The organism is Methanobrevibacter thaueri, from assembly GCF_003111625.1.
GTDB lineage: Archaea > Methanobacteriota > Methanobacteria > Methanobacteriales > Methanobacteriaceae > Methanocatella > Methanocatella thaueri.
The window spans coordinates 59,794-82,328 of record NZ_MZGS01000028.1 but is presented as its reverse complement, the minus strand read 5'-3'; the positions used below and the strand labels follow the sequence as shown (position 1 = coordinate 82,328).

The following is a 22,535-nucleotide window of genomic DNA, read 5'->3' as shown; positions in this document are numbered from 1 at the left end:
GGCATAATAATAACCAAATTCTCCGATACGTATAGTGAAATTTGTTCGTGAACAGTGAAAACAATATTGCTTGGCAAATTCTTTCTCAATGACACATTATAACCCGTATAAATGTGGCCAATTATTGTAATTACATTAATTTTTGAAATTGATTTATTAAGGACAAAGTTGTATAACCTTTTTTTGTGAGCAGGTATTCGCCACGGTCTTGTTTTTGTGAGATTAAACCTGCATCCTGTAGTTTTTCAAGGTGGAACAGTAGGTTTCCTCCCCTTAATTTAGTTAAATGTGAAAGTTGAGTATATGATTTGTTTTCTACATATAACGATTCTATTATGATAACCCTTTGCTTGCTCGATAACGGTTCAAATACATCGGAAATTAACATATCCACATCCAACTTTTCAATCGGTTCATTTTCATTAAGTTCATATGACACATTAATGGAATTGATCATCTTCAACTCTTCAAAGAAGTATTCCTTAAAGTTATTGTAGCATGGACTACATTCTACGCCACATACAGAATAAAATTTTTCATCCAGCTGTTCATTAAGTTTGTTGAGGTCTGTTTCTTGAGTATTTAAAAAAAGTTCTTTGAACTCTTGGACTATAAATTGTTTGCACTCTTCATTTTTGCAATTTGGGAGATAAAATTCACTACACTTCTCCCCCAGATTGTCTGCAAAATTTTTCTTGATTGAATTAGAGTAGGTGTCCCTAATGCTTTCAATGGCAGTTTGAAGGTTTTGATTGTAATTATTTTCTTTTATTGTAATCAATTCATTTTCTATTCTGTCCAGTCTTTTGATTATTTCATCACTTTCACTCATGTAATAGTCTTTGTAGGAGTGAATTTAAAAATGTTTCTATAGTGTTGTTAAAGGTTACCATTATGCACCTGCTACATTTATATAACGATTAACTATATTAATACGACCTCATATATCATAATATATAATAACTTTAAAGTTATTTCAACAAAGGAGAGTATTAATTATGGCAAAATATATCGTTATAAATGGAAGTACAAGAAAAGGAAACTCATATGCAATTGCAAATTTCATCAAAGAAAAAATTGATGGAGACGTTGAAATATTCAATATAAAAGATAAAGAAATCGGATTTTGTCAAGCTGATAATGCTTGTAAGGCAAAAGACGAATGCATAGTTCAAGATGATGCATATGATTTAATCAATGATCTGGAAGAATGTGACGGTGCATTTATTATCACCCCTATTTTCTTTGGAAGGCTTCCTGGAATGGTCGATGCTTTAATTGACAGATTCTATTCCAAATTCAATCCTGCAAAAGAGATGAAAGCACCAGACGAATCAAAAAAAATAGGTATAGTATTCAGCTATGGTGGAGGAGAAGCAGATTACACACCTGTAGCTGAACATGTCGCATTTGAATTTGGAGTATTAAGATTTGGTGCTCACAAAAATGTTATGTGTAGTGAAAACAATGATCCTAAAGGATTTGAAAGTAAAGACAACCAACAAAGCCAAATTAATGAGTTAATTAGTTGGGTTTGTGAGTAGTAATACAATTCAAGGAAGGTTTTAAAATGAAAATTGCAATAAGATATTATTCAAAAACTGGAAATACTGAAAAACTTGCAGAAGCAATAGGTGAAGCTATCGGTGTTGCTCCAAAAACAATAGATGAACCTTTAAACGAAGATGTTGACATATTGTTCTTGGGAAATAGTGTATATAATGCTGGAGCAGATTCAAAAGTCAAGGAATTCCTCAAAAATATTGATGTGAATGTTGGAAGTATTGTTAATGTCTCATCCGCAGCTCTTATCGAATCAACCTATAAGCAAATAAAAAAAGAAGCTGAAAAATGTGGATTAAACATGGATGATAGAGAATTCCATTGCAGAGGACAATTTAAATTCGTTCATAGAGGTCATCCAAACGAAGAAGATATAAACGAAGCCGTAAACTTTGCTAAAAGTATTGTCAGATAGTTTTCTCTTCTTCTTTTTTCTTTAAACACAATCTTGTACATTAAACTTCCTCGCCTTCCATAATGTGGGCCAGTTCAATAGTATTGAATGCAGGTAAAGCAGAGATTGTCTCTATTGAAAATGTAATTTTCTCTTAATATAAACATACCCCAATATTGCAAAACTAAAAATCAAAGCAACCTAGTTTGTGAATCAATATAGCTGGGTTCATTAACCTCTTTTACAACATCACCATCTTTAACTTCCCCAATCAGCAAGGGCGAATCTGGATTATGCAACTTTTGGTTCCTTTTGACCAGCTTCATGTTGGAGTTGGCGTAACGGTATTCACAGTCGTTAAATATTATATCATTCATAAAATCCAAATCCTCCGTTTTTTATTTTATCATATTACAATCTGTTAATAAGAGGATAAATAAATTATTATCTAAATTATAATTTATTTTTTTATGTAGAATACCATTTATCTACATTAACTCTTTTAGTTTGATTTTCTGTAGCTATTTTTTCATAACCTCCGGTGAATGCTACAACACAGTCATCATGAATAGCTTCATTTGGATATGCTGTTATTTTCTCTAGAAATTCCATGGCCCATTTTTTCGTGAACCCGGCCGAATCCTTTCCAACTAAGTAAATTCCATTTTTTTGAATATCTGCAGAAACTCTTCTTGCACGGTCTACTTTATTCTCTCTTGAGTTACCGGTTCCAGTAGTGAATCCTCTTCTCGTTAACTCATCAATTATTAATAATCCGAAGTTTTTACCTGTGCTCCCATCGAGTTCAATATACTGTACATCTGACTTGTCACGTGCTGCAGTGTTGAGGATTTCATTGATCAAGTTTCTTGACTCAAGCTGAAATTCATATGAATCAATAATGTAAATGTTGCCGTTTAGATCTTTAGCCAGCAGAACTCCAGCAGTAAAATCCGGATCACTACCTTTCAATTTGTCATCATTCAAAACTTCAGTTGCAGCAAGATCCCAATATCTGATAACTCTAACTATTGGTATTTTCATGTATTCATTATATGAGATTAGGTGGAAGTCTGATTCATCGAATAACTGACCTTTAACTGAAGCATACCAGTTACCATTCATTAACTGTTCCCTTGTGACCCTATCAAGACCCATGAGATATTCTTCATAGTCTTTTCTATCCAAATAAATGTTATCCAAATAGCTGGATGAAATAAATCTTATTTGTGATTTGTCCCGAATATCCTCATCAATCTTTTCAATGAATCTTTCACGTACCCATTTATTCCCACGCTTACCAGGATTACTGGAGCACATTAACTGTGTCGGAAGTTTATTGTCTTTAGTTTTCCTTACACGGGACCTCATATAAATATATTTGAATCTTTCAAGTTGTGTCAGTTCATCTATTCCTATGAATTGATATTCTGAACCTTGATAAGTATCCAAGTCGTTAATGTTTCTTAAATATCCGAATGTTAATGAATTGCCGTTTGGAAATGTCCATGAATGTTCAGTTCCATCCCATTTTGGCCTAATAGCCGGATTGTTTTGAATTTCTTTTCTGTTAAGCCATTGACTGGCTTTGTGGATTAATGCTCCTTTTCTTTTTAAATCTGATAATGTTCTTCTTAATATTAACGCATGATATTCATTGGCATCATCCTGAACATAGAATAAAGCCCTCATTAACAGACTGGTTGATTTACTTCCTCCAGCTGCACCACCAATCAACACTTCCTTTTCAGTAGCCAATATCATTTCAGCCTGCTTTGGAAATGGATTAAATGGTATATATGGATTTTCATATACACATTTTTGAAGAATAGCTTTATCTTTAGCGTCCAAATGGAATTTGCCGTTTTCATCATACATTGTTATCATCAATTTGTTTTGCAAGAATTTCTATCTCTTCCATCATATCCTTTTGTGAAAGTTCTATTTTCTTATCTTCAAGTTCAAGAACTCTGTTTTTGAATAACCTATCCATTTCATCTTTAAATAATTTGTTTTTAGCATCAAATGCTCTTACAGATAACTCCAGATATCTTATTTTCAATTCAGTGAGATCAAGTAAGTATCTTACTAAACTTTTTTCATTAGCATGATATCTTACTTCCTTATCCAGTTTTTCAAAGTCAATTTCAATATCAACTGCATTTTTGGTAATCTTGTCCAGGTTTTCAAGGCCTGTTTTGATATCTGTGACCTGTTGCTGAAGAATTGTATCAATAGCTAAATCAATATTGTCCTGATGAACGTTATTGTCAATTATTTGTTTTTGAGCAATGGCCCTATTTGTTAGTGAATCCTTATCTCTTGCTCTTGAGTCTTTCTCGTTGTCAATTAAATTATATTTCTTTTTGAATCTGGAAAATGTTGCTCTGCTTACTTCAAATTCATGTTCTTCAGCAAGCCACCTTCTGACACTTTCATCTGTAGCACCTGAAGTTTTCATTACCTGTATTTCATCCAGCAATGTTTCCAGGAAATCTCCTTTTGTTATTTTTAATCCTGCTTTAAATTCTTTGAATGTTGAAAGTGAAACTTCACGGCCATACTTTGTTTTTAACAATTCTAGGATTTCCTTGTTGCTCATTGCCTTCTTGCAACAGTTGATGATTTCCTGTTCGTGCTGTTCTAAAAAATAGTGCACATCTGAATTTACTCGACCCATAGGTAACCTCCTATAAATCTCTTAATTCTCTTTCAAGTTCTTGTTTTCTTGCTTCAATTAAACTGTATTCGGTTTGTTTTATGATTCTTTCAAAATCAGGATTGGTGTTTATTAGTGCTAAGGTGTCTTCTGCATTTCCCATAGCTATTAGTTTTGCTCCAAGTTCATATGCGTCCTTGTGGGTGAAGGCTGAGTCTTCAACAATTTTTTTGAGAGTAATTTCCACTCTTGCACTAATATTGGTTTTTTCAGGTAACATAATATATAATTTTATTATGTATTATATATAAAATTATATTATGTAAAAAATATAAAAGTAATAATAAATTTTATTATTACCTTTTACAATCAAAAATAGTTTCTGTTAAGAGCAATATCCTGGAGATATATTTTTTGAAGTTGGCTATTATTCTTCTTTGTCCATTTGATCAAGTTCTTTTTGGAGGTCTGCAATTTGCATTTCTTTGTAGAATCTTTCGAACCTTCCAGTTTCAATGAGAAAAGCTGAAACTTCAAGAGCATCTCGATAGGTATAATTAGACTCTTTGATAATTTGCTTTTTGTCTTCATCCATGTAGGATGATGTATTATTTATATTGGCCATAGCTATTACAACCTGTATATAATAATTAATATAATATTTTATTATTTCAATTATATAAAATTATCATTATTAAATTCATAGAAAATAATTAATTTTTCATAGCTATTGTTGCCTATAGAATAATGAATGTAAGAGCCGATTAAATTAATAGATATTTTTTTCCTTTAATTTAATGGAATGACATTAACATTAACGGACGCTATCTTGTAAATAAAATCTGATTTTAAACTGCGATATATATGCAAGGGTTTTGAAAAGAAGTTTTTAATAACTGAACCCAATCGTTAATGTTAAAAATGGATGTTATGTTTCCAACAGCATATGTGGTTAAAGTTTAAAAAATTAGAAAAAAGAAATGATTATTGGATTAAGTGCTTTTCGACTAAATCCAATAGCATTTCGCTTGCTGTTGCATATCCCCCCATTTGGGCATGCATCTGTGAACCGGAATCTTCATCAAACAATAAATATTCCTTTTCACATTCAAGCATATCATAGAATACTTTTGCTTCACCTTGTGTCATTTCTGAGGTTCCATCCATTACAATGGTCAAACAATCCAAATCCTTAATAATGTCAGTATTGTCGAATTTTCTAAGTTCATCACAAATGGTTTCGGATGTTGCTCCGTGCTTGTAAATGTAATCTTCAAGCATGAAGTCCAATTGTGCGGGACGAACTTCTTTTGGCATTTTTTGAATCATTTCAAGTCTTTTAGCAAAGGCACCGCCCCAGTTTGCATTGCCTGGATCAACAATACACATTCTAACACGTTCATCATAGATTGCGGCTCTAGGCACTAGAAATCCTCCAAAGCTTATTCCGAAAAGTATTATGTTTTCCTCATCTATGCCTTCAAAGTTTTCTAAACAGTAATCGATAATTGGGGTTATTACATTTTCTATATCATGTCTGAATGGAATTCCGTTCATTCTAAGGGCAAATCCCTGACCTGGACCGTCATACACAAGACAGTTTATTCCTCTTTCGAGTGCCTGTCTGTAAACCCATGCAGTATCTTCTGCGAAAGTATCTCTTCCAGGAGTCAATATCATTAACGGTGCATTTTCATCTGCAACGGGAGATTGATAATAATGTGCTGGAAGAAATGAGTCTCCATAAGGGATTTCGATATATTCTCCTGGGAAAGTGGATACTTCTAGATATTTATGATAACAATCCAAACTGTTTTGAGAATACTTGGAAAGTCTATCATCATCAATTGAGTTAAAATACATTAAAGCAATTCTCCAATAGGTTGATGCCCTTAGATATGCACTTTCTTTTGTCACGTTACTGTTGGAGTTTTCTGCTCTTTTTTCAAGTGTTGTTGCCATTTCAGACCATGCATCAATCCATTCTTTTCCTGCTTTGAATTTAGCAACTGTTTCCAGTACTTCCCCTACATCTGCCATTTGCAGGTAGGTTAATCCTAGTGCATGTCTTATCAGTGCATCCTGCAGGACATTGTCGCTGAATTTATCCGCTGACCAGTGGCCTTCAACGCCAACTGACGGCATTTTATTCATCATTTTTTTCATTAATATCACCTCAAATTGTTTTTTATAAATTCACGAGCTTTTCTAAAGTCTTTTTCGTTGGGATGGTTTTTGGCTATTCCACCGATTTTTTCGAAAAATCCATATGTGTCATATCCTCTGCAGCTGAATCCTCCAATGAATTCGCAGTCTTGGGATCTGATTGTTTTTTGGATGCCTCTTGCATAGTTTATGTAATTAATACCGCATGTGTAAACAGTGAAAACCTTTTTGCCGGTCAAGTCAATTTCTGAAGCCAGCTTTTCGATGCCTTTGTGGAATTTATGGAAATATATTCCTGAAGCAAATCCTATTGCATCATAAACTGAAAAATCTGTTTTTTTAGCTTCAGATATTTTTAATAAGTCGATATCATTTGAATATGCCATTACGTCGAGAACTTTTTTTGTATTTCCATGGTGTGATGAAACATATATTATTGCGGTTTTCATTTTTTATCATCTCGAAAAAATTTTATTTCCTATAAAATAATTTCCTATGAAACTATTTCATAGAAAACTATTTAACAATAATCATATATAAACATTGCTATGGAAGAAAAAAAATTAGGATTCCTAATAGCCAATCTATTCAACGATTACACAAACTACATGAATAGCTATCTTAAAGAAATGGATTTGACATTAAGTCAGACAAGAGTGCTCCTTGTTTTAGCATTGAATAATGGTGTTTCTATAGATTATCTTGCAGAAAAAGCAAACATAGGAAAAAGCAGCGTAACCAAATCTGTGAAGATACTTGAAAAGAAAGGATTTCTGACAAAAGAAATTGATCCCGAAGACAATCGTAGGAAAATCGTTAAAATCACAAAAAAAGGAAAAGAAATACAAAAGGCAGCTCTTCAAATCAATAATGAAATAGAAGAATCAATAATCTCTAAAATAGGTGAAAATGAAATTAAAACCTTAAAAGAACAGTTAATCACATTAGACGAATTAATTAAAAATTAAAAAACAGTAAATAACTTTTTGAAATTTAAATAAGGTTTTGTTTCCAATTGTGTATATTTTAATAATAGTTTGAATATACCTATTAAATATGTCAGAACTAACTATTGAAGTTTTAAAAGAAATTGTTGAAAAATTACCTAATGATTTTATAGTTGAATTTAAAGATAGAAACGGTTCTACTGTTACTGTATCAGATGATTAACGTTAAGATATCTGAAAAAAAATTAGTATTGAAAACCTACTAAAATATTTGTTAATTTTTAAATAAAAAAGAAAAAGAGTTAACATTAACGTTAACTACTGTATAAATCTGTAAAAATCCAGGATGGATCATAAGCTATAAGATATCCATCTTCACACCAGATTGCTCTGACATTTCCTGAAGTTGTATCTGCAACTGCAGCAGGATCTCTATTAATCCAATTACCTCCAGTATGTTTTTTATGCTTTAATCTTAATCTGATGTGGCCAGTTCCGGATACTCTGCATTTGACATGGACAAACTGCACATCATAACCTAAGCTTTTAGCTATTCTATAATACACCTGTCCCCAGTCAACACAATTTGAACCCTTGCCCTGACTGGCATCATTGATTGTTTTCTTGTCTGTCTTTTGTGAATTAAAGTATTTGCTGTACAATTTCTTCTTTGCTATAATAGCTAAAGCCTCATCTATTGTGTTTCCTTTGTAATTGAATGTCTTGATAAACAGCTTCATTGTTGAGTCATTGTAATCCGGAAGCTTTGACATTCTGTAAACGATTGCAGGAAGCCTTCCGTTTGCCCTGATATAGCTTTCAGTCCTTATAGCCATGTCCACATATTCGGCCTTGTCTATTTTGGTTGAGTTCTTTAACATTACATAGTTTGGAAGGAAATCCAAAGAACTGTTATCCTTAATCACCGCCATTGTATACATTGCAACCAGCTTGTCTGAACCTAATTTTTTGGCTTTCTTTTCAATATCGCTGCAATTACCTTTTAATGTTAATATTTGGTAATAGTCACGCTTCTTGTACTTCTTTTTGTTCTGGATTAACCAGAATGCTATTGAGTTCATTGCCTGACAAAAACTTGTCCAGCTAATATTATCTTCTGTCATATATTATAATTTGTATTATCTTATTTATTATATTTTTTATATAAAATTAATAATATATTTGTTGCAATATTCCTTTTAATAATTAAAATACATTAACATTAACATTAACAATAAGCATCGATAAATCTACATTAAGAATAGATAATGCAATATGATTTTTTATAGAATAAAATTATGTAGATAATAATCAGAATAAGATACTCTTATTAGCATTAAAGAAAATTGTAAATATAATTCTATATGGTGCAAAAATGACTAAAAATTTAAAATTGAAATCATTAGAACTTGGAAATTTGATAATTGAAAATGAAACTCATGTGGATTGGGAAAATATCTTAGGTGCATTCGAATTTGATTATTTATTAGACCAAATTCCTAGATTAGTTCAGAGCCAATATTGGGGAGATCCGGATTATAAAGATTGCGTTATAAAAGTTATTTATCATTCAATTGAAGACAATAAAAACAACGCTTTTCAAATGATTCAATATATTTTGAATAATTGCACTGAACTTGATGAGGATATGATTAATAAAGCCATATTGGAAAATAATGCTGATATTTTACTGACAAAAACAAATGAAGATGAATTAAATGATTTAATTAGTAATATAAATAATTCTTTAATGGATGGAAAACCTGTATTTGCATTAGATAGATTGCATACATTAATGCACAAATGGGCAAAAGAATTATGTTTAAAACATGACATTGAATTTAATGATAATGAAGCTTTAGATACATTATTTAAAAAATATGTAAACTATATTGATGAATATATTGAATCTCAAATGACTAAAACAATATTAAAATCAAATATTAGTTTATTTTCACAATTTAACAATATCAGAAATAATTATACCTGGGCTCATGATAATGATGTTTTGAATGATATTGAAAGTAAATTAATATTTAAAAACATAGTTAATGTAAAAATTTTTGTCGAAGAGATTGAAAATAAATATTTTTATTAATTGATATAGAATTTAATTAAATTTTGTCAATATTTTTGTTATGAACCCATTCACGGTGCTTTCCAATAGCTACCCTAACAATAACATCAATCAAATCAGTTTCATCTTCCTTTTTGAAATAGTAATAGGCCGGTCCTTCCAGCATCTGCCTTAAATCATAGAATGGTCTAGGTTTAACTGCATCAGGATGCATCAATCCATAATTCTTAAGTAGCTTGACGTTTTCTGTTTCGTATTTCTCCAGTTTGGATTTCTGGACTTTAGTAGCTACTGTCTTTTCTTTTTTATCAAACAGTTTAGCTATTTGAGAGCTATCAATTAATATACTGGATTCTATCAATATCAAGGTTATTTCTTTACCTTTAACTGTTAATGTGGTTGGATGTGAATTTTCAGTATCTAATATCAGTTTCATTTTATAGCCTCGCTATATTATATGGCGATTATTGCATATAAAAAAATATGAGCAGAAGAAATTAGTGAAGCTATTGAAACTTCACTAATATTTAGGAGATAAAATATGGTTCTATGCTCTGAAATTACCTTTGATGATTCTGTTAGGCGCATTCATTAATACTCCAACGCTTGACAGGATGAAGAGTTTGGTGTACATCGGCAATTCATCCCTGATGTCCTTTCTCATGAATTCAATCAATGGATAGAAATCATACATCTCACCGTCAGGACCTAAAGGCGCAACGGTTGTTCCGGTAGTTCTTGAGTATAACAATTTCATTCCCGGATTGATGTAGTCCATACCGATGTAGGTCTTATCACCCATCTCGGAACCTCCATCGCATACTGCTGTTCCCAGGATATCGATGTTGTCAACACCGTAATAGCTTTTGATAAGTTCTACCGGTTCGACCTGTCTGTTGTTTGAGAATATGTCTGATTTCAGGGTTGTGAGTGACTTGTAGCTCACGGCCATACTGTTTAAGTTGGCATAGCTTCCAGCTGATTCCTTGAATTTTTCCTGAGCTTTAAGGATGGTCATACCAGTGTCATCGCCACTTTCGAAGTTGTATGTAGCAACTTTACTGGAGTTCATAATCATGTCAATAGCTGCCTTTTCAATGCTTCTGCCGATGAGAATTCCAACATCCTGCAGCATGTCATTAACGGAGATCAAATTGGAATCAAGCATTTGAGCGGAAACGTTTAGGACTCCTCCGATAGTGTCAATGGAGATTGTTTCTGAGATTGGTTTTCTGACGTTTAATTCCTGTAAAGTGGCACCGGGAGCAATGTCTTTAGCCTCACCAAGAACGCCCGACTGAATAGCTTCCTCGATATTGACCCTTTGAGACATGTAAGTGTAATACTGTGAGTTCTCTTCAATTTCCTGCTTTGGTAATAATCTTGTGAATTTCATCCACTTTGCAGAAGTATCTGCCACGATTTGCGCCATCACTTCATTTTGTACTTTTGCATCATTTCCTTTAGTTAACATTAACAATCCTCCTTATGGCCTGCAAGTACCTTTCAGGGCAAGTCCCGGTTTATTTAACAATATTCCGACTTTACTCTGTATGAATAATTTTGTATATTGGGGTAATTCATCGTAAATGTCTTTACGCATGATTTCAATTATAGGATAGAAATCTGCAATGTTTTCATCTGATGTAATAGGTGCAACAGTAGTTCCGGAAGATTTGGAATATAATACAGTTAATGGAGCGTTTCTTAAATCGAAACCGATATATTGTTTGTCACCTATTAATGATCCTCCGTCAGCTTGTGTAGTTCCTAACAAGTCAATGTTATCAATGCCGTAGTATTCCTTAATGTCTTCTACTGGTTGGACTAACTTGTTTGATGAGTAGGCCAACTGTTTAACGTATGATAATGTCTTGTAGGACTCGGCCATTATTGTTAAATCAGCACCTGCTCCGGCATTGCCTTTGAAAGCTTCCTGTGCTTTGATGACAAAGTTGCCGAATGCATCCATAGTGTCATCGGTTTGAGTTGTGTTATATTGCGGAACGTTCGGTGAGCTGATTAAAGTATCGTAGATGTTGTATTCAATACGGTTTGCAATAACAGTAGCCACATCGCCCAACAAATCCTCAAATGAAACGATATCTGAGTCGAAAACATCCTTGTTGACATTTAAGACTCCTCCGACAGTGTCAATGCTGATTGTGTCGGTTACTGGCTTTCTGATATTCAATTCTTGTAAGCTTGCGCCTGGAGCAATGTCTTTAGCCTCTCCAAGCAATCCTTTTTTGATAGCTTCATCGAGATTGATGTTCTGTCTGAAGTATGTGTAGTAATCGGAGTTCTCTTTGATTTCTTGTTTAGGAAACAATCTGGCTAACTTCAATCTTTTTGCGGTTTCATCAGTAATGGTTTGAGCTATTACCTCATTTTGAACTTTTGTATCATTTCCTTTTGTAATCATTAATTATCACCTTAAGTTGAACCTGTGGTTCCGATGTCATATGGTCTGAACACTTCGATGTATTTGTAATCATCTGAGCTTGTTACAGGATGCATTGCAATATATTCTCCTTCATCGGATTTGATGGCGCCGGTGCTGGTTAAAGCTATTCTGTTATTAACAGCAATGTTTGATATTCCACTGGCTAATTTTAATCTGAATAAATGGCCTAATACGAGAATAGCTGTTTTTCTTTTACCTCCAGTCATGGTAACCGGATCGTTGACTGCAATTCCTAAAATTATTTCACCTTCCGCACCAGTGAATTTTTTAACAGTTGGTTTTCCGATGTCTGAGTTGGCTGATAGGGTAACTGCGTCATCGACTTTTATTTTGGTTCCTGCGTATTCGTAACCTGGAGTTTCACCTGTAGGGGTTGTGACTGTGGTTGCGGTGATTGTACCTTCATCCAGAAGGAAGGTTGTGACTTCTTTTCTCTCTTCAAGTAAAATTATAGAATCTGCCATAAATGTCCTCCACTTAATTTATTATATAATTTATTACTTTTAATATATAAAGATTTATATATAATAGCTATTTTTTTAAAATTTAGTGAGTATTGACATTAACGGTTGGGATTTTAAAAATTAGGGATAGAATAGAAATAAGCCAATAATTGTTAAGGGTTAATTGCTCTGGCTTATTCCTATCTTGAAAACAATAGGAGTAATAGTTTTGTTTCCAATATACTGTATGTTAGTCATATTATTTATTTTCATCATCAATAATCATCTGTTCTGCTTCACCAGTTTCAATCATCTTAATTGCTAATTCAAAATTAGTTTTAATCTCACCCATTAACTGCAATTCAGAGTTCCAGGTTTCATTTTCCTGTTCTCTTGCGATTCCCCAAATACTAGCATCTAATTCGCCTTCAATTAATTCTTCATTAACTAATTCGTCATAAACTGAAAAGTATTTGGCTTGGATTTCTTCACGGAGCTTTTTTAAGTCTTCATAATCTTCTATTAAATCTTCAACTTTGTATTTGTATAACTTGAATTTATTGTAATCTGCAAGTAGTTTCATTTGTCTGAAAACGTCAAGTACTTCTTTTTCATCATCTTCAAGCTCATCATATTTTCTAAATCTGTCTTCGGTCATTTTTATCACCATTATTTTTTAAACCTCAATCTAAGAGCAATATTGATTTCGTGTGTAATACATTAATATATATAAAAACTTATATTGCTTTTTTTATAAAAATAGTAACAAGTTATAGATATTGTTAAGGGTTGATTATATTGGTAGTGAAAGCTCCAAAAATTTTAGATAACAAATTTAATTTTGTTTATCAAGAGCTTACTGAAAACATTAGAAAAGGCTCCAAACTTTCTGTTGTTTCAGCCTTATTTTCAATGTACGCTTATGATAAACTTAAAAAAGATTTAAATAAAATAGACAGCATGCGTTTTATTTATACAAAACCTAGTTTTTTAAAAGATGATGCGAAAGAATCTCGTCAATATTATATTGATAATAATAGTATTTTTGGAAATGATTATGAGATTAAACTTAAAAATGAATTGACACAAGGTTCCATTTCAAAGGAATGTGCTGAATGGATTCAAGAAAAAGTTGAAATAAAATCTTTCAAAAAACCAAATGAAGCACAGCCACGTATGATTTGTGTAGACAATAGGGATGATTCAAGTATAGCTATTAACGGTACAGTTGATTTTACCACTGCAGGTTTGGGATTAAATAAATCAGACAGACAAGACATGAACCAATGTGTTTACGGAAAAGACTTCGTACAATCTTCTTTAATGCAATTTAACTTCTTATGGGATAACGAGGATTATCTAGAGGATGTTAAGGAAGAAGTCTTAAATCAAATGCAAACAATGCACAAAGAAAATCCTGCAGAGTTCATTTACTTCTTATCATTGTACAATATCTTTTCTTCAGAACTAGATTCACTTGATGAAGATAACATTGTCCGTAAAGGAAACAATTTAAAAGAAAGTAAAATTTGGAATAAATTATATAAATTCCAAAAAGATGCAGCTATTGGTGTAATCGATAAAATAGAAAAATACAATGGATGTATTTTAGCAGACAGTGTAGGACTTGGTAAAACATTCACAGCACTAGCTGTAATAAAATATTATGAATCAAGAAATGATCGTGTGCTTGTTTTAGTTCCTAAAAAGCTCCGTGATAACTGGACAATCTATACAAAGAATGATAAAAGAAACATCTTCGTTGATGATAGATTTAATTATGATGTTTTAAATCACACCGATTTAAGTCGTGACAGAGGTAAATCCGGAGATATTGATTTAAAGACAATTAACTGGGGAAATTATGATTTAGTAGTAATAGACGAATCACATAACTTCCGTAACAACCCTGCAGTTAAAGATCGTGTAACTCGTTATCAAAAATTAATGAATCAGATTATTAAAGGAGGGCATAAAACACGTTTGTTAATGTTATCTGCAACTCCGGTTAATAATAAAATGACAGATATTAAAAACCAAATAGCTTTTATAACAGAAGATAATGATTCAGCTTTAGCAAGTATTGGAATTAATAGTATTGAAACAACCTTGAAGAATGCTCAGAAGGCTTTTAATAAATGGGCTAAACGTCCAGAAAGCGAAAGAACAGGTGCAACATTCATTGATGAAATTGACTTGGATTATTTCCAACTATTAGATACATTAACAATTGCTAGGTCTAGAAGACACATTGAAAAATATTATGATTTAGCAGAAATTGGAGACTTCCCAGAAAGACTATCACCAATCAATGTAAAATCAGAAATTGATACAGAAGAGATGTTTCCATCACTTGAAATTATAAATAAAAGAATTTCAAGCTTAGAACTTGCAATTTACTCCCCAATGAGATATATTCGAGTTGATAAAAAACATGAATATGAAGAAAAATATGATATGGAAGTTGGTCATGGCGGGAAATTCAAACAATTGGACCGTGATATGAACGTTACTCATTTAATGAGAATTAATCTCTTGAAGAGGATGGAAAGTTCAATTTATGCATTTAGACTTACAACTGAACGTATATTATATTTAATTAATCAAACATTAGATAAATTGGATAAAGGAATAGATTACAATCCTGATTTGGGAATCAATAACATTGATTTAGAAGATGATGATGAAGATTGGGATAATTTAATGATTGGTAAAAAAAGAAAAGTTTTGCTACAGGATATTGATTTAATTAAATGGAGACAAGACCTGGAATTGGATAAACAAAAACTTGAAGATTTATTAGCTGATGCATCTGAGATTAACCCTCAAAGAGATGGAAAACTCAAAGATTTAAAAGAAAAGATAACTAATAAAATTTCAAATCCAATAAATCCAAATAATCAAAAAATAATTATATTTACAGCTTTTGCTGATACTGCAAAGTATTTGTATAATAATATTAGCAGTTGGGCTTTAGATGAATTTGGAATTCATTCCGCTCTTGTAACTGGTGGAGATGCAAATAAAACAACACTTGATAAAGTAGTTCAAAGTGATTTAAATGATATATTAACAAACTTCTCACCAAAATCAAAAGAGAGAGTAAACATCGACCCAGACGCAACAGATGAAATTGATATATTAATTTGTACTGATTGTATCTCTGAAGGTCAAAACTTACAGGATTGTGACTATTTAATTAACTATGATATTCACTGGAACCCAGTACGCATAATTCAAAGATTCGGAAGAATAGATCGTATAGGTTCTGAAAACACACAAATTCAGCTAGTTAATTTCTGGCCAAATATGGAACTAGATGAATATATAGATCTTGAAAGTCGTGTCAAAAATCGTATGGTAATGGTTGATGTTTCCGCAACAGGTGAAGAAAATATTATTTCAGAAGATCAAAAGATGAACGACTTGGCTTATCGTAAGAATCAACTAGAAGAATTACAAGATAGAGTATTAGATTTGGAGGATATAGGAAACTCCATTTCAATTACAGACTTAACATTCAACGACTTTAAAATTGAATTAATGGACTTCATGAAAGAAAATAGAGTTGAATTAGAAAAAGCTCCAAGAGGTATTTATTCAATATCAGATATTCCTTCTGATTTATTGGGTGAAATAGAGCCTGGAGTTATATTTTTACTAAGGCAAGTTTCTGGAACAACAGAAAACCTTGAGAAAAATCCATTAAGTCCATATTACCTTGTATATATTGGTGAAGATGGTGAAGTTAAATTTTCATATATGAAATCTAAAAAAGTATTGGATTACTACAAAAAACTCTGTTTAGGCAAAAAAGAAGTTTTAAATGATTTAGTTGATGAATTTAACTTTGACACTAATGATGGAAGAAATATGGGTAAATATTCAGAACTTTTAGTTGAAACCATTGAAGATATAATTGGTAAAAAACAAGAAACTGGTGTTAAAAGCCTATTTAACAAAGGTGGAACAGCAGTTATCAAAAAAGACATTAATGGACTCGAAGAGTTTGAATTAATAACATTTTTAATTGTGAGATGAGATTATGGTATTAATAGAAGATATTCTTGAAGTTCCAAGAGATTGTATTGTTGATAGCGTAATTCCAAAAAAAGATGTTTTTGAAGCTGCTGAGTTAAATAATAAAGATAAAAGAATCTTTACTGATTTAGTTAAGCAAATTAAATGGTGTTACAATTTCACCGAAGATAACATTCGTGTTAGTAAATTTATTGATGAAACTCGAAGTTATGACGAAGTTGAATTGATTAATATTGCTTTAAAATACGATAATGTTCATAAAATTGATATTGGTAAATTCAAGGAAGATGATAAGATTGATAGGATTGCCGATATAATGATGCGTTTTATACCTTATCCAATTTTCTTAACAATGCAATATGATAATGAATTAAAATTTTACTCAGCACACATACGTGAAAGTAAAGCAGATTCAGAAAAAATTGTTATTGACGGAAAAATATTATCCACCAATTGGATGAACATAGATAATTTAAGTGAAATTGAAGATGATTTTATTTCTAAAATACAATTTAATAATTTAGACCGTACTGACTTCTATAATTTTTATAATACTTATTTTGAAGCCGTTGTCCAACATGATGGTGCAATAATGGCTGGAGGAACAGTAAATCTGTCTGTTGAAGAGATTAAAGAGATTTATGACGAAATTTCAATTTTAGATTCAAAGATTAAAGATATTGAAAAAGAAATGGCTGAAGAAGATAACTTTAATGCTAAAATGGATTTGAATATTAAAGCACATAGATTCAAAGAAGAAAAAGAAATGTTATTAAATGAATTAAAAGGTGAGTAGTGTGGAAGAAATTAAATTAACTGGTGAAAGCAAAGATATTGTTGCAGAAAATATATCACAATTAAAAGAATTATTCCCTGAAATAGTTGTCGACGATAAAATTGATTTTGATTCTTTAAAAAAAATTTTAGGCGAAAGTGTTGATGATACAAAAGAAAAGTATAGTTTTACTTGGCCAGGCAAATCTCAAGCTATTAAAGAATCACAAAAACAATCCACAGGTACTTTAAGACCTTGTAAAGATGAAAGTGAACATTGGGATAAAACACAAAATATATATATTGAAGGAGATAACCTAGAAGTTCTTAAACTTTTACAAAAAGGTTATTATAATAAAATCAAAGCAATTTACATTGATCCTCCATATAATACAGGTAATGATTTCATTTATACTGATGACTATAAAGATAATTTAGATAATTATTTGAAAATTTCAGGTCAAATTTTAGATTCTGATGATAAAGAAAGAGGAAACATTGGAATTAGATTGAGTACTAATACCGAAAGCATGGGTCGTTATCATTCAAATTGGTTGAATATGATGTATCCTAGATTAAGATTAGCTAGAAATTTATTAACTGAAGATGGAATTATTTTTGTTAGTATTGATGATAATGAGGTTGAAAATTTAAGAAAACTAATGGACGAACTATTTGGTGAAGAAAACTTTATGGCACAAATTATTGTTGAGGGCACTCCAAAAAATGACCCTCACATTATTTCAACAGCTCATGAATACTGCTTAGTATATGTTAAAAATTTTAATGAAGCAAAAATGAGTAATTATGGTTTAAAAAATCCATTATATTCTGAGATTAATACTATATTTGAAAATGGGGGAAATAATTTTAAATTAATAGAAAAAAATCTAAAAGAATTTTATGATAAAAAGGGATTGAAAAAAGATAATATTTCTAATTATAAGTTTGCAGATAAATTAGGAGTATTTAGATTAGGTCCTATAGATGATCCTCAAAATAGTGGTCCTAAAGATGAAAGAATTAACCCAATCACTAACACTCCTTGCATTGTTCCAAATAGGGGTTGGAGTTGTAGTATTGAAACTTGGAATGAATGGATTAATAATAATTTAATTTATTTTCCTGAAAATAATGAAAAAATTCCTGCAAAGAAGACATATATACAAAGCGATAGGCTAGATGTAATGAAAGCATATGTAAAAATTCAAACAAGAAAAGATACTGATGCTTTGAAAAAATTATTTGGTTTAAAAATGACTCCATTTCCAAATCCAAAACCTGTAGAATTATTAAAAATGTTTATTGATAATTGTAATGATAAAAATATGATAATTTGCGATTTTTTCTCAGGTTCAGCTAGTACTGCAGAAGCAACAATAAGATTAAATGCTGAAGATAATGGGAATAGAAAATTTTTATTAATCCAAATTCCTGAAGAAATCACAGAGGAAAATAAATCTGGAAAAAGTAAAAAAATTGCTCACGAATCAATTAAATTTTTAAAAGAAAACAATAAGGAACTTAATATCTGTGAAATTGGAAAAGAAAGAATTCGTCGAATTGGAAAGAATATTATTAAAGAATCAGAAAATAAAAGTTTAGATATAGGGTTTAAAGTTTTCAAACTTGATTCAAGTAATTTAGAAAAATGGGAGCCTGATTTTAATAATATTCAACAATCATTAATTGTTGATGAAATTAAAAAAGATAGAACAAATGAAGACTTAGTCTATGAAATTATGTTAAAATATGGTGTTGATTTAACATTACCAATTGAAAAACATGATAATATTTATTCAATAGGTTTTGGTGCTTTAGTAATGTGTTTAGAAGATAATATTACAACAGAGGTTACTGATAAAATTTTGAATATAGTTAAAGATTCATCTATTACAAGAGTAGTGTTTAAAGATAGTGGTTTCGCTTCTGATGCTGATAAAACCAATATAAAAGAAATATTAAAAACAAACCATATTGATGAGTTTATAACAATATAGGGGATTAAAATGAAACTTAAATTTGATTCCAATCTTGATTATCAAACTGATGCAGTTAAAGCAGTTACTGATTTATTTAATGGACAAAATTCTATGCATCAATATTTTACAGTAACTGGACAATCTACTTTAGACTCAAGTCAAGGAATTGGAAATAAAATAGATATTTCAAATGAAGATATCCTAGAAAACTTAAGAAAAATACAATCATACCATAAGCTTGCACCTTCTGAAACACTTCCAAGCTTAGATTTCAATATAGAAATGGAAACTGGCACTGGTAAAACTTATGTTTATTTAAAAACAATCTTTGAACTTAATAAGAAATACAACTTTACAAAGTTCATTATTGTAGTTCCGAGTGTAGCTATTAAAGAAGGTGTAAACAAAACTATTGAAATTACAAAAGAACACTTTAAAGGACTTTATGACAATGTAATTTATGATTATTTTGTTTATGATTCTTCAAAATTAGAACAAGTTCGTAACTTTGCAGTTAACTCTAACATTCAAATAATGATTATTAATATTGATGCTTTCAATAAAAGTTTCAAAGATCCATCAAAAGAAAGTAAAGTCAATATTATCCACAGAGAACAAGACAAATTAAGCGGATATAAACCAATTGATTTAATAGCTGAAACTAATCCGGTTGTCATTATTGATGAACCTCAATCTGTAATGGGAGGTAAAGGTGAAGAAGCAGTCTCATACCTCAATCCTCTTTGTACTTTAAGATATTCTGCAACTCACAAAGAAATTCAAAATCTTATTTATAAGCTTGATGCTGTTGATGCATCTGAAATGGAACTAGTTAAACAAATTGAAGTAGCGGGTTTTGTGTCTGAAGGATATCACAACGAAGCTTACTTAAAATTAATCTCAACTAATAATAAACCAGATTCCCCAATATCTGCAAAAATTGAAATTGATAAAAATGAAAAAGGTTCTATTAAAAGAAAAGTGGTTACTGTTAAAAAGGGCAGTGATTTATCAGAAGCTAAATTAGGTAATCGTGAAATTTATAATGGTTACGTTGTTGATGAAATATATTGTGAAGAAGGAAATGAATATGTTTCATTCACTCAAAAAGATGAAATTTTAACAATTGGTAAAGTCTTTGGAGATGTGGATGATTCAAAACTTAAAAGAGCACAAATTCATAAAACTATTGAAGAACACTTAGATAAAGAACTTGCTTTTGCAAGGACAGGTAAAAAAATTAAAGTATTAAGTTTATTTTTCATTGATAAAGTAGCTAATTACAGACAATATAATTCAGATGGAAATCCTGTTAAAGGACCATATGCTGAGATATTTGAAGAAGAATACAAAAAAGTTATTCAAAAACCTAAGTACTCTACTTTATATAATTATGTTGATTTGGATCTTGCAGCAGAAGAAGTTCATGACGGATATTTCTCTGTTGATAAAAAAGGAAAAGTTAAAGATACAAAAGAAACCAAAGCTGGAAAACTTAAAGCAAATAAAGATGATGAATCAACATTTAATTTAATCATGAAAGATAAAGAAAGACTTTTAAGCTTTGATACACCATTAAAATTCATTTTTTCACACTCTGCACTAAGAGAAGGATGGGACAATCCAAATGTTTTCCAAATTTGTACTTTAAACGAAACCACTTCAACTATGAAAAAACGCCAAGAAATTGGTCGTGGTTTAAGATTATGTGTAAATCAAGATGGTGAACGTATTCATGATAAAACAGTTAACACATTAACTGTAATGGCAAACGAATCATATGAAGACTTTGCACGCAATCTTCAAAAAGAAATGGAAGATGAAACTGGAATTAAATTCGGTACAATCCAAAAAACTGCTTTTGCACATATTCCATGGATAAATAAAAAAGGTGTTGAAGAACCATTAGGAAAACAACATTCACTAGCTATATTCAACCACTTTAAACTTAAAAAATACATTGATTCAAAAGGTAAAATACAAGAAGCTCTTAAAGTAGCTGTAAGGGACGGAACTGTTGATGTTCCAGAAGATTATGCTCAAATTAAAGAAGACATTGTTAAAGTTGTTGAAAAACCAACTAAAGGTCTTAAAATACGTGATGCTAATAAACGTCGTCAAGTTAGACTCAAAGAGGGTATTTTAAACAATGAAGAATTTAAATTATTCTGGAATAAAATTAAGCATAAAACAACATATTCTGTTGATTTTGACACTGAAGAATTAGTTTCAAAATGTATCAAAGTAATGCAAGAGCATTTAAATGTTCAATCTCCAAAACTATTATATACAAAGAGTGGATTAACAGTTGAAGCATCAGGTGTTAATTATGATGAAAATGGAGTTATATCTACTGCATACTCAGAAGAGGATGAAATAGCTCTTCCAAATATCGTGAAATATTTACAAAATGAAACTGATTTAACTAGGAGGACTATTGTCCGTATTCTAAAAGAAAGTGATACTTTAAATCAATTTAAGAAAAATCCTCAAGAATACATGCAGGAAACAGCTAAACTAATCAATAAAGTAATGGGCGAATTAATAGTTGATGGAATAAAATACACAAAAACTGATGATGCATATTCTCAAGAACTATTCAAGAATGAAGAGTTATTCGGTTACTTAGAAAAGAATCTTATCAAGGCAGATCACTCTGTTTATGATTATATTATCTATGACAGTGAAAATGAAAAATCATTTGCTGAAAGATTAGATAACGACCCTGAAGTTAAACTATTCGCTAAACTTCCTAGTTGGTTTAAAATCAAAACCCCTATTGGAAATTACAATCCTGATTGGGCCGTAATGTTAGGTGAAGAAGGCGAAGAGAAAATGTATTTTGTTGTTGAAACTAAAGGAACAATAGAATACTTAGGAAATAGGCCTAAAGAAGCTTATAAAATTAAATGTGGTAAAAAACACTTTGAAGCTTTAGGTAATGATGTCAAATTTACAGAATCAGATTCATATGATACATTCAAAAAGAAAATTGAAATTTAAGTAAAAAATGGTGAAACTA

At 30.9% G+C, this 22,535-nt stretch carries 21 protein-coding genes; 8 read left to right on the top strand and 13 right to left on the bottom strand.

The genetic code is table 11. The features are described 5' to 3' along the window. Positions 1 to 130: 130 nt before the first annotated feature. Positions 131 to 832 carry a winged helix-turn-helix domain-containing protein gene (locus MBBTH_RS09270; RefSeq protein ID WP_012955172.1) on the bottom strand — a complete coding sequence of 234 codons (702 nt, stop codon included), beginning with the start codon at positions 830 to 832 and terminating at the stop codon, positions 131 to 133. 166 nt (positions 833 to 998) lie between these two features. Here MBBTH_RS09270 and MBBTH_RS09265 point away from each other — a divergent pair, with 166 nt between their 5' ends. Continuing rightward, positions 999 to 1,544 (top strand): flavodoxin family protein, encoded by a 546-nt coding sequence (locus MBBTH_RS09265; RefSeq protein ID WP_116592757.1) that lies wholly within the window; start codon positions 999 to 1,001, stop codon positions 1,542 to 1,544. A gap of 26 nt (positions 1,545 to 1,570) precedes the next feature. Beyond that, on the top strand, positions 1,571 to 1,978 hold the full coding sequence (locus MBBTH_RS09260; RefSeq protein ID WP_012955170.1) for a flavodoxin family protein: 408 nt from the start codon (positions 1,571 to 1,573) through the stop codon (positions 1,976 to 1,978). Between the two features lie 447 nt (positions 1,979 to 2,425). On the opposite strand, the gene MBBTH_RS09250 is transcribed toward MBBTH_RS09260, so the two are convergent. The 6 genes from MBBTH_RS09250 to MBBTH_RS09225 all read right to left on the bottom strand — a co-directional run bounded on the left by MBBTH_RS09250 (position 2,426) and on the right by MBBTH_RS09225 (position 7,231). After that, complete coding sequence (locus MBBTH_RS09250) at positions 2,426 to 3,835, bottom strand: phage terminase large subunit (protein WP_165814062.1); 1,410 nt, start codon at positions 3,833 to 3,835, stop codon at positions 2,426 to 2,428. Beyond that, positions 3,828 to 4,637: a hypothetical protein gene (locus MBBTH_RS09245; RefSeq protein ID WP_116592754.1), complete on the bottom strand. Its 810-nt coding sequence runs from the start codon at positions 4,635 to 4,637 to the stop codon at positions 3,828 to 3,830. The genes MBBTH_RS09250 and MBBTH_RS09245 overlap by 8 nt, the downstream gene beginning before the upstream one ends. 10 nt (positions 4,638 to 4,647) lie before the next feature. Continuing rightward, the gene (locus tag MBBTH_RS09240) at positions 4,648 to 4,896 is read right to left on the bottom strand and encodes a hypothetical protein (protein WP_116592753.1); all 249 of its coding nucleotides are present in this window, start codon (positions 4,894 to 4,896) and stop codon (positions 4,648 to 4,650) included. Positions 4,897 to 5,043: 147 nt separating this feature from the next. After that, complete coding sequence (locus MBBTH_RS09235; protein WP_116592752.1) at positions 5,044 to 5,241, bottom strand: hypothetical protein; 198 nt, start codon at positions 5,239 to 5,241, stop codon at positions 5,044 to 5,046. A 359-nt stretch (positions 5,242 to 5,600) separates the two neighbouring features. Further along, positions 5,601 to 6,782: an alpha/beta fold hydrolase gene (locus MBBTH_RS09230; protein ID WP_207773363.1), complete on the bottom strand. Its 1,182-nt coding sequence runs from the start codon at positions 6,780 to 6,782 to the stop codon at positions 5,601 to 5,603. A 5-nt stretch (positions 6,783 to 6,787) separates the two neighbouring features. Then, positions 6,788 to 7,231 (bottom strand): flavodoxin family protein, encoded by a 444-nt coding sequence (locus MBBTH_RS09225; protein WP_116592751.1) that lies wholly within the window; start codon positions 7,229 to 7,231, stop codon positions 6,788 to 6,790. A gap of 99 nt (positions 7,232 to 7,330) precedes the next feature. Between MBBTH_RS09225 and MBBTH_RS09220 the strand changes: the two genes are divergently transcribed. Next, positions 7,331 to 7,750, top strand: a complete 420-nt coding sequence (locus MBBTH_RS09220; protein WP_116592750.1) for a MarR family winged helix-turn-helix transcriptional regulator — start codon at positions 7,331 to 7,333, stop codon at positions 7,748 to 7,750. A 293-nt stretch (positions 7,751 to 8,043) separates the two neighbouring features. Here MBBTH_RS09220 and MBBTH_RS09215 read toward each other — a convergent pair whose 3' ends face one another. Continuing rightward, entirely contained in the window at positions 8,044 to 8,853 is an 810-nt protein-coding gene (locus MBBTH_RS09215) for a pseudomurein-binding repeat-containing protein (RefSeq protein ID WP_243409795.1), read from the bottom strand. Between the two features lie 251 nt (positions 8,854 to 9,104). Here MBBTH_RS09215 and MBBTH_RS09210 point away from each other — a divergent pair, with 251 nt between their 5' ends. Next, the gene (locus tag MBBTH_RS09210) at positions 9,105 to 9,827 is read left to right on the top strand and encodes an abortive infection family protein (protein ID WP_116592749.1); all 723 of its coding nucleotides are present in this window, start codon (positions 9,105 to 9,107) and stop codon (positions 9,825 to 9,827) included. 16 nt (positions 9,828 to 9,843) lie between these two features. Here MBBTH_RS09210 and MBBTH_RS09205 read toward each other — a convergent pair whose 3' ends face one another. From MBBTH_RS09205 to MBBTH_RS09175, 5 genes are all read right to left on the bottom strand, one after another. Then, positions 9,844 to 10,242 carry a hypothetical protein gene (locus tag MBBTH_RS09205; protein ID WP_116592748.1) on the bottom strand — a complete coding sequence of 133 codons (399 nt, stop codon included), beginning with the start codon at positions 10,240 to 10,242 and terminating at the stop codon, positions 9,844 to 9,846. Between the two features lie 111 nt (positions 10,243 to 10,353). Then, positions 10,354 to 11,280: a phage major capsid protein gene (locus MBBTH_RS09200; protein ID WP_243409794.1), complete on the bottom strand. Its 927-nt coding sequence runs from the start codon at positions 11,278 to 11,280 to the stop codon at positions 10,354 to 10,356. A 12-nt stretch (positions 11,281 to 11,292) separates the two neighbouring features. After that, positions 11,293 to 12,231 carry a hypothetical protein gene (locus MBBTH_RS11120; RefSeq protein WP_243409793.1) on the bottom strand — a complete coding sequence of 313 codons (939 nt, stop codon included), beginning with the start codon at positions 12,229 to 12,231 and terminating at the stop codon, positions 11,293 to 11,295. A gap of 11 nt (positions 12,232 to 12,242) precedes the next feature. Continuing rightward, positions 12,243 to 12,737, bottom strand: a complete 495-nt coding sequence (locus MBBTH_RS11115) for a hypothetical protein (RefSeq protein WP_243409791.1) — start codon at positions 12,735 to 12,737, stop codon at positions 12,243 to 12,245. A 238-nt stretch (positions 12,738 to 12,975) separates the two neighbouring features. Beyond that, on the bottom strand, positions 12,976 to 13,374 hold the full coding sequence (locus MBBTH_RS09175; protein ID WP_116592747.1) for a hypothetical protein: 399 nt from the start codon (positions 13,372 to 13,374) through the stop codon (positions 12,976 to 12,978). Between the two features lie 146 nt (positions 13,375 to 13,520). Here MBBTH_RS09175 and MBBTH_RS09170 point away from each other — a divergent pair, with 146 nt between their 5' ends. From MBBTH_RS09170 to MBBTH_RS09155, 4 genes are read left to right on the top strand one after another with little or no spacing between them, the layout of a single operon-like run. Next, the gene (locus MBBTH_RS09170; RefSeq protein ID WP_116592893.1) at positions 13,521 to 16,757 is read left to right on the top strand and encodes a helicase-related protein; all 3,237 of its coding nucleotides are present in this window, start codon (positions 13,521 to 13,523) and stop codon (positions 16,755 to 16,757) included. Positions 16,758 to 16,761: 4 nt separating this feature from the next. Continuing rightward, complete coding sequence (locus MBBTH_RS09165) at positions 16,762 to 17,553, top strand: DUF4391 domain-containing protein (protein ID WP_116592746.1); 792 nt, start codon at positions 16,762 to 16,764, stop codon at positions 17,551 to 17,553. Position 17,554: 1 nt separating this feature from the next. Further along, positions 17,555 to 19,531 carry a site-specific DNA-methyltransferase gene (locus MBBTH_RS09160; RefSeq protein ID WP_116592745.1) on the top strand — a complete coding sequence of 659 codons (1,977 nt, stop codon included), beginning with the start codon at positions 17,555 to 17,557 and terminating at the stop codon, positions 19,529 to 19,531. Between the two features lie 9 nt (positions 19,532 to 19,540). Further along, positions 19,541 to 22,516: a type III restriction-modification system endonuclease gene (locus tag MBBTH_RS09155; RefSeq protein WP_116592744.1), complete on the top strand. Its 2,976-nt coding sequence runs from the start codon at positions 19,541 to 19,543 to the stop codon at positions 22,514 to 22,516. The last annotated feature ends 19 nt before the right edge of the window (positions 22,517 to 22,535 follow it).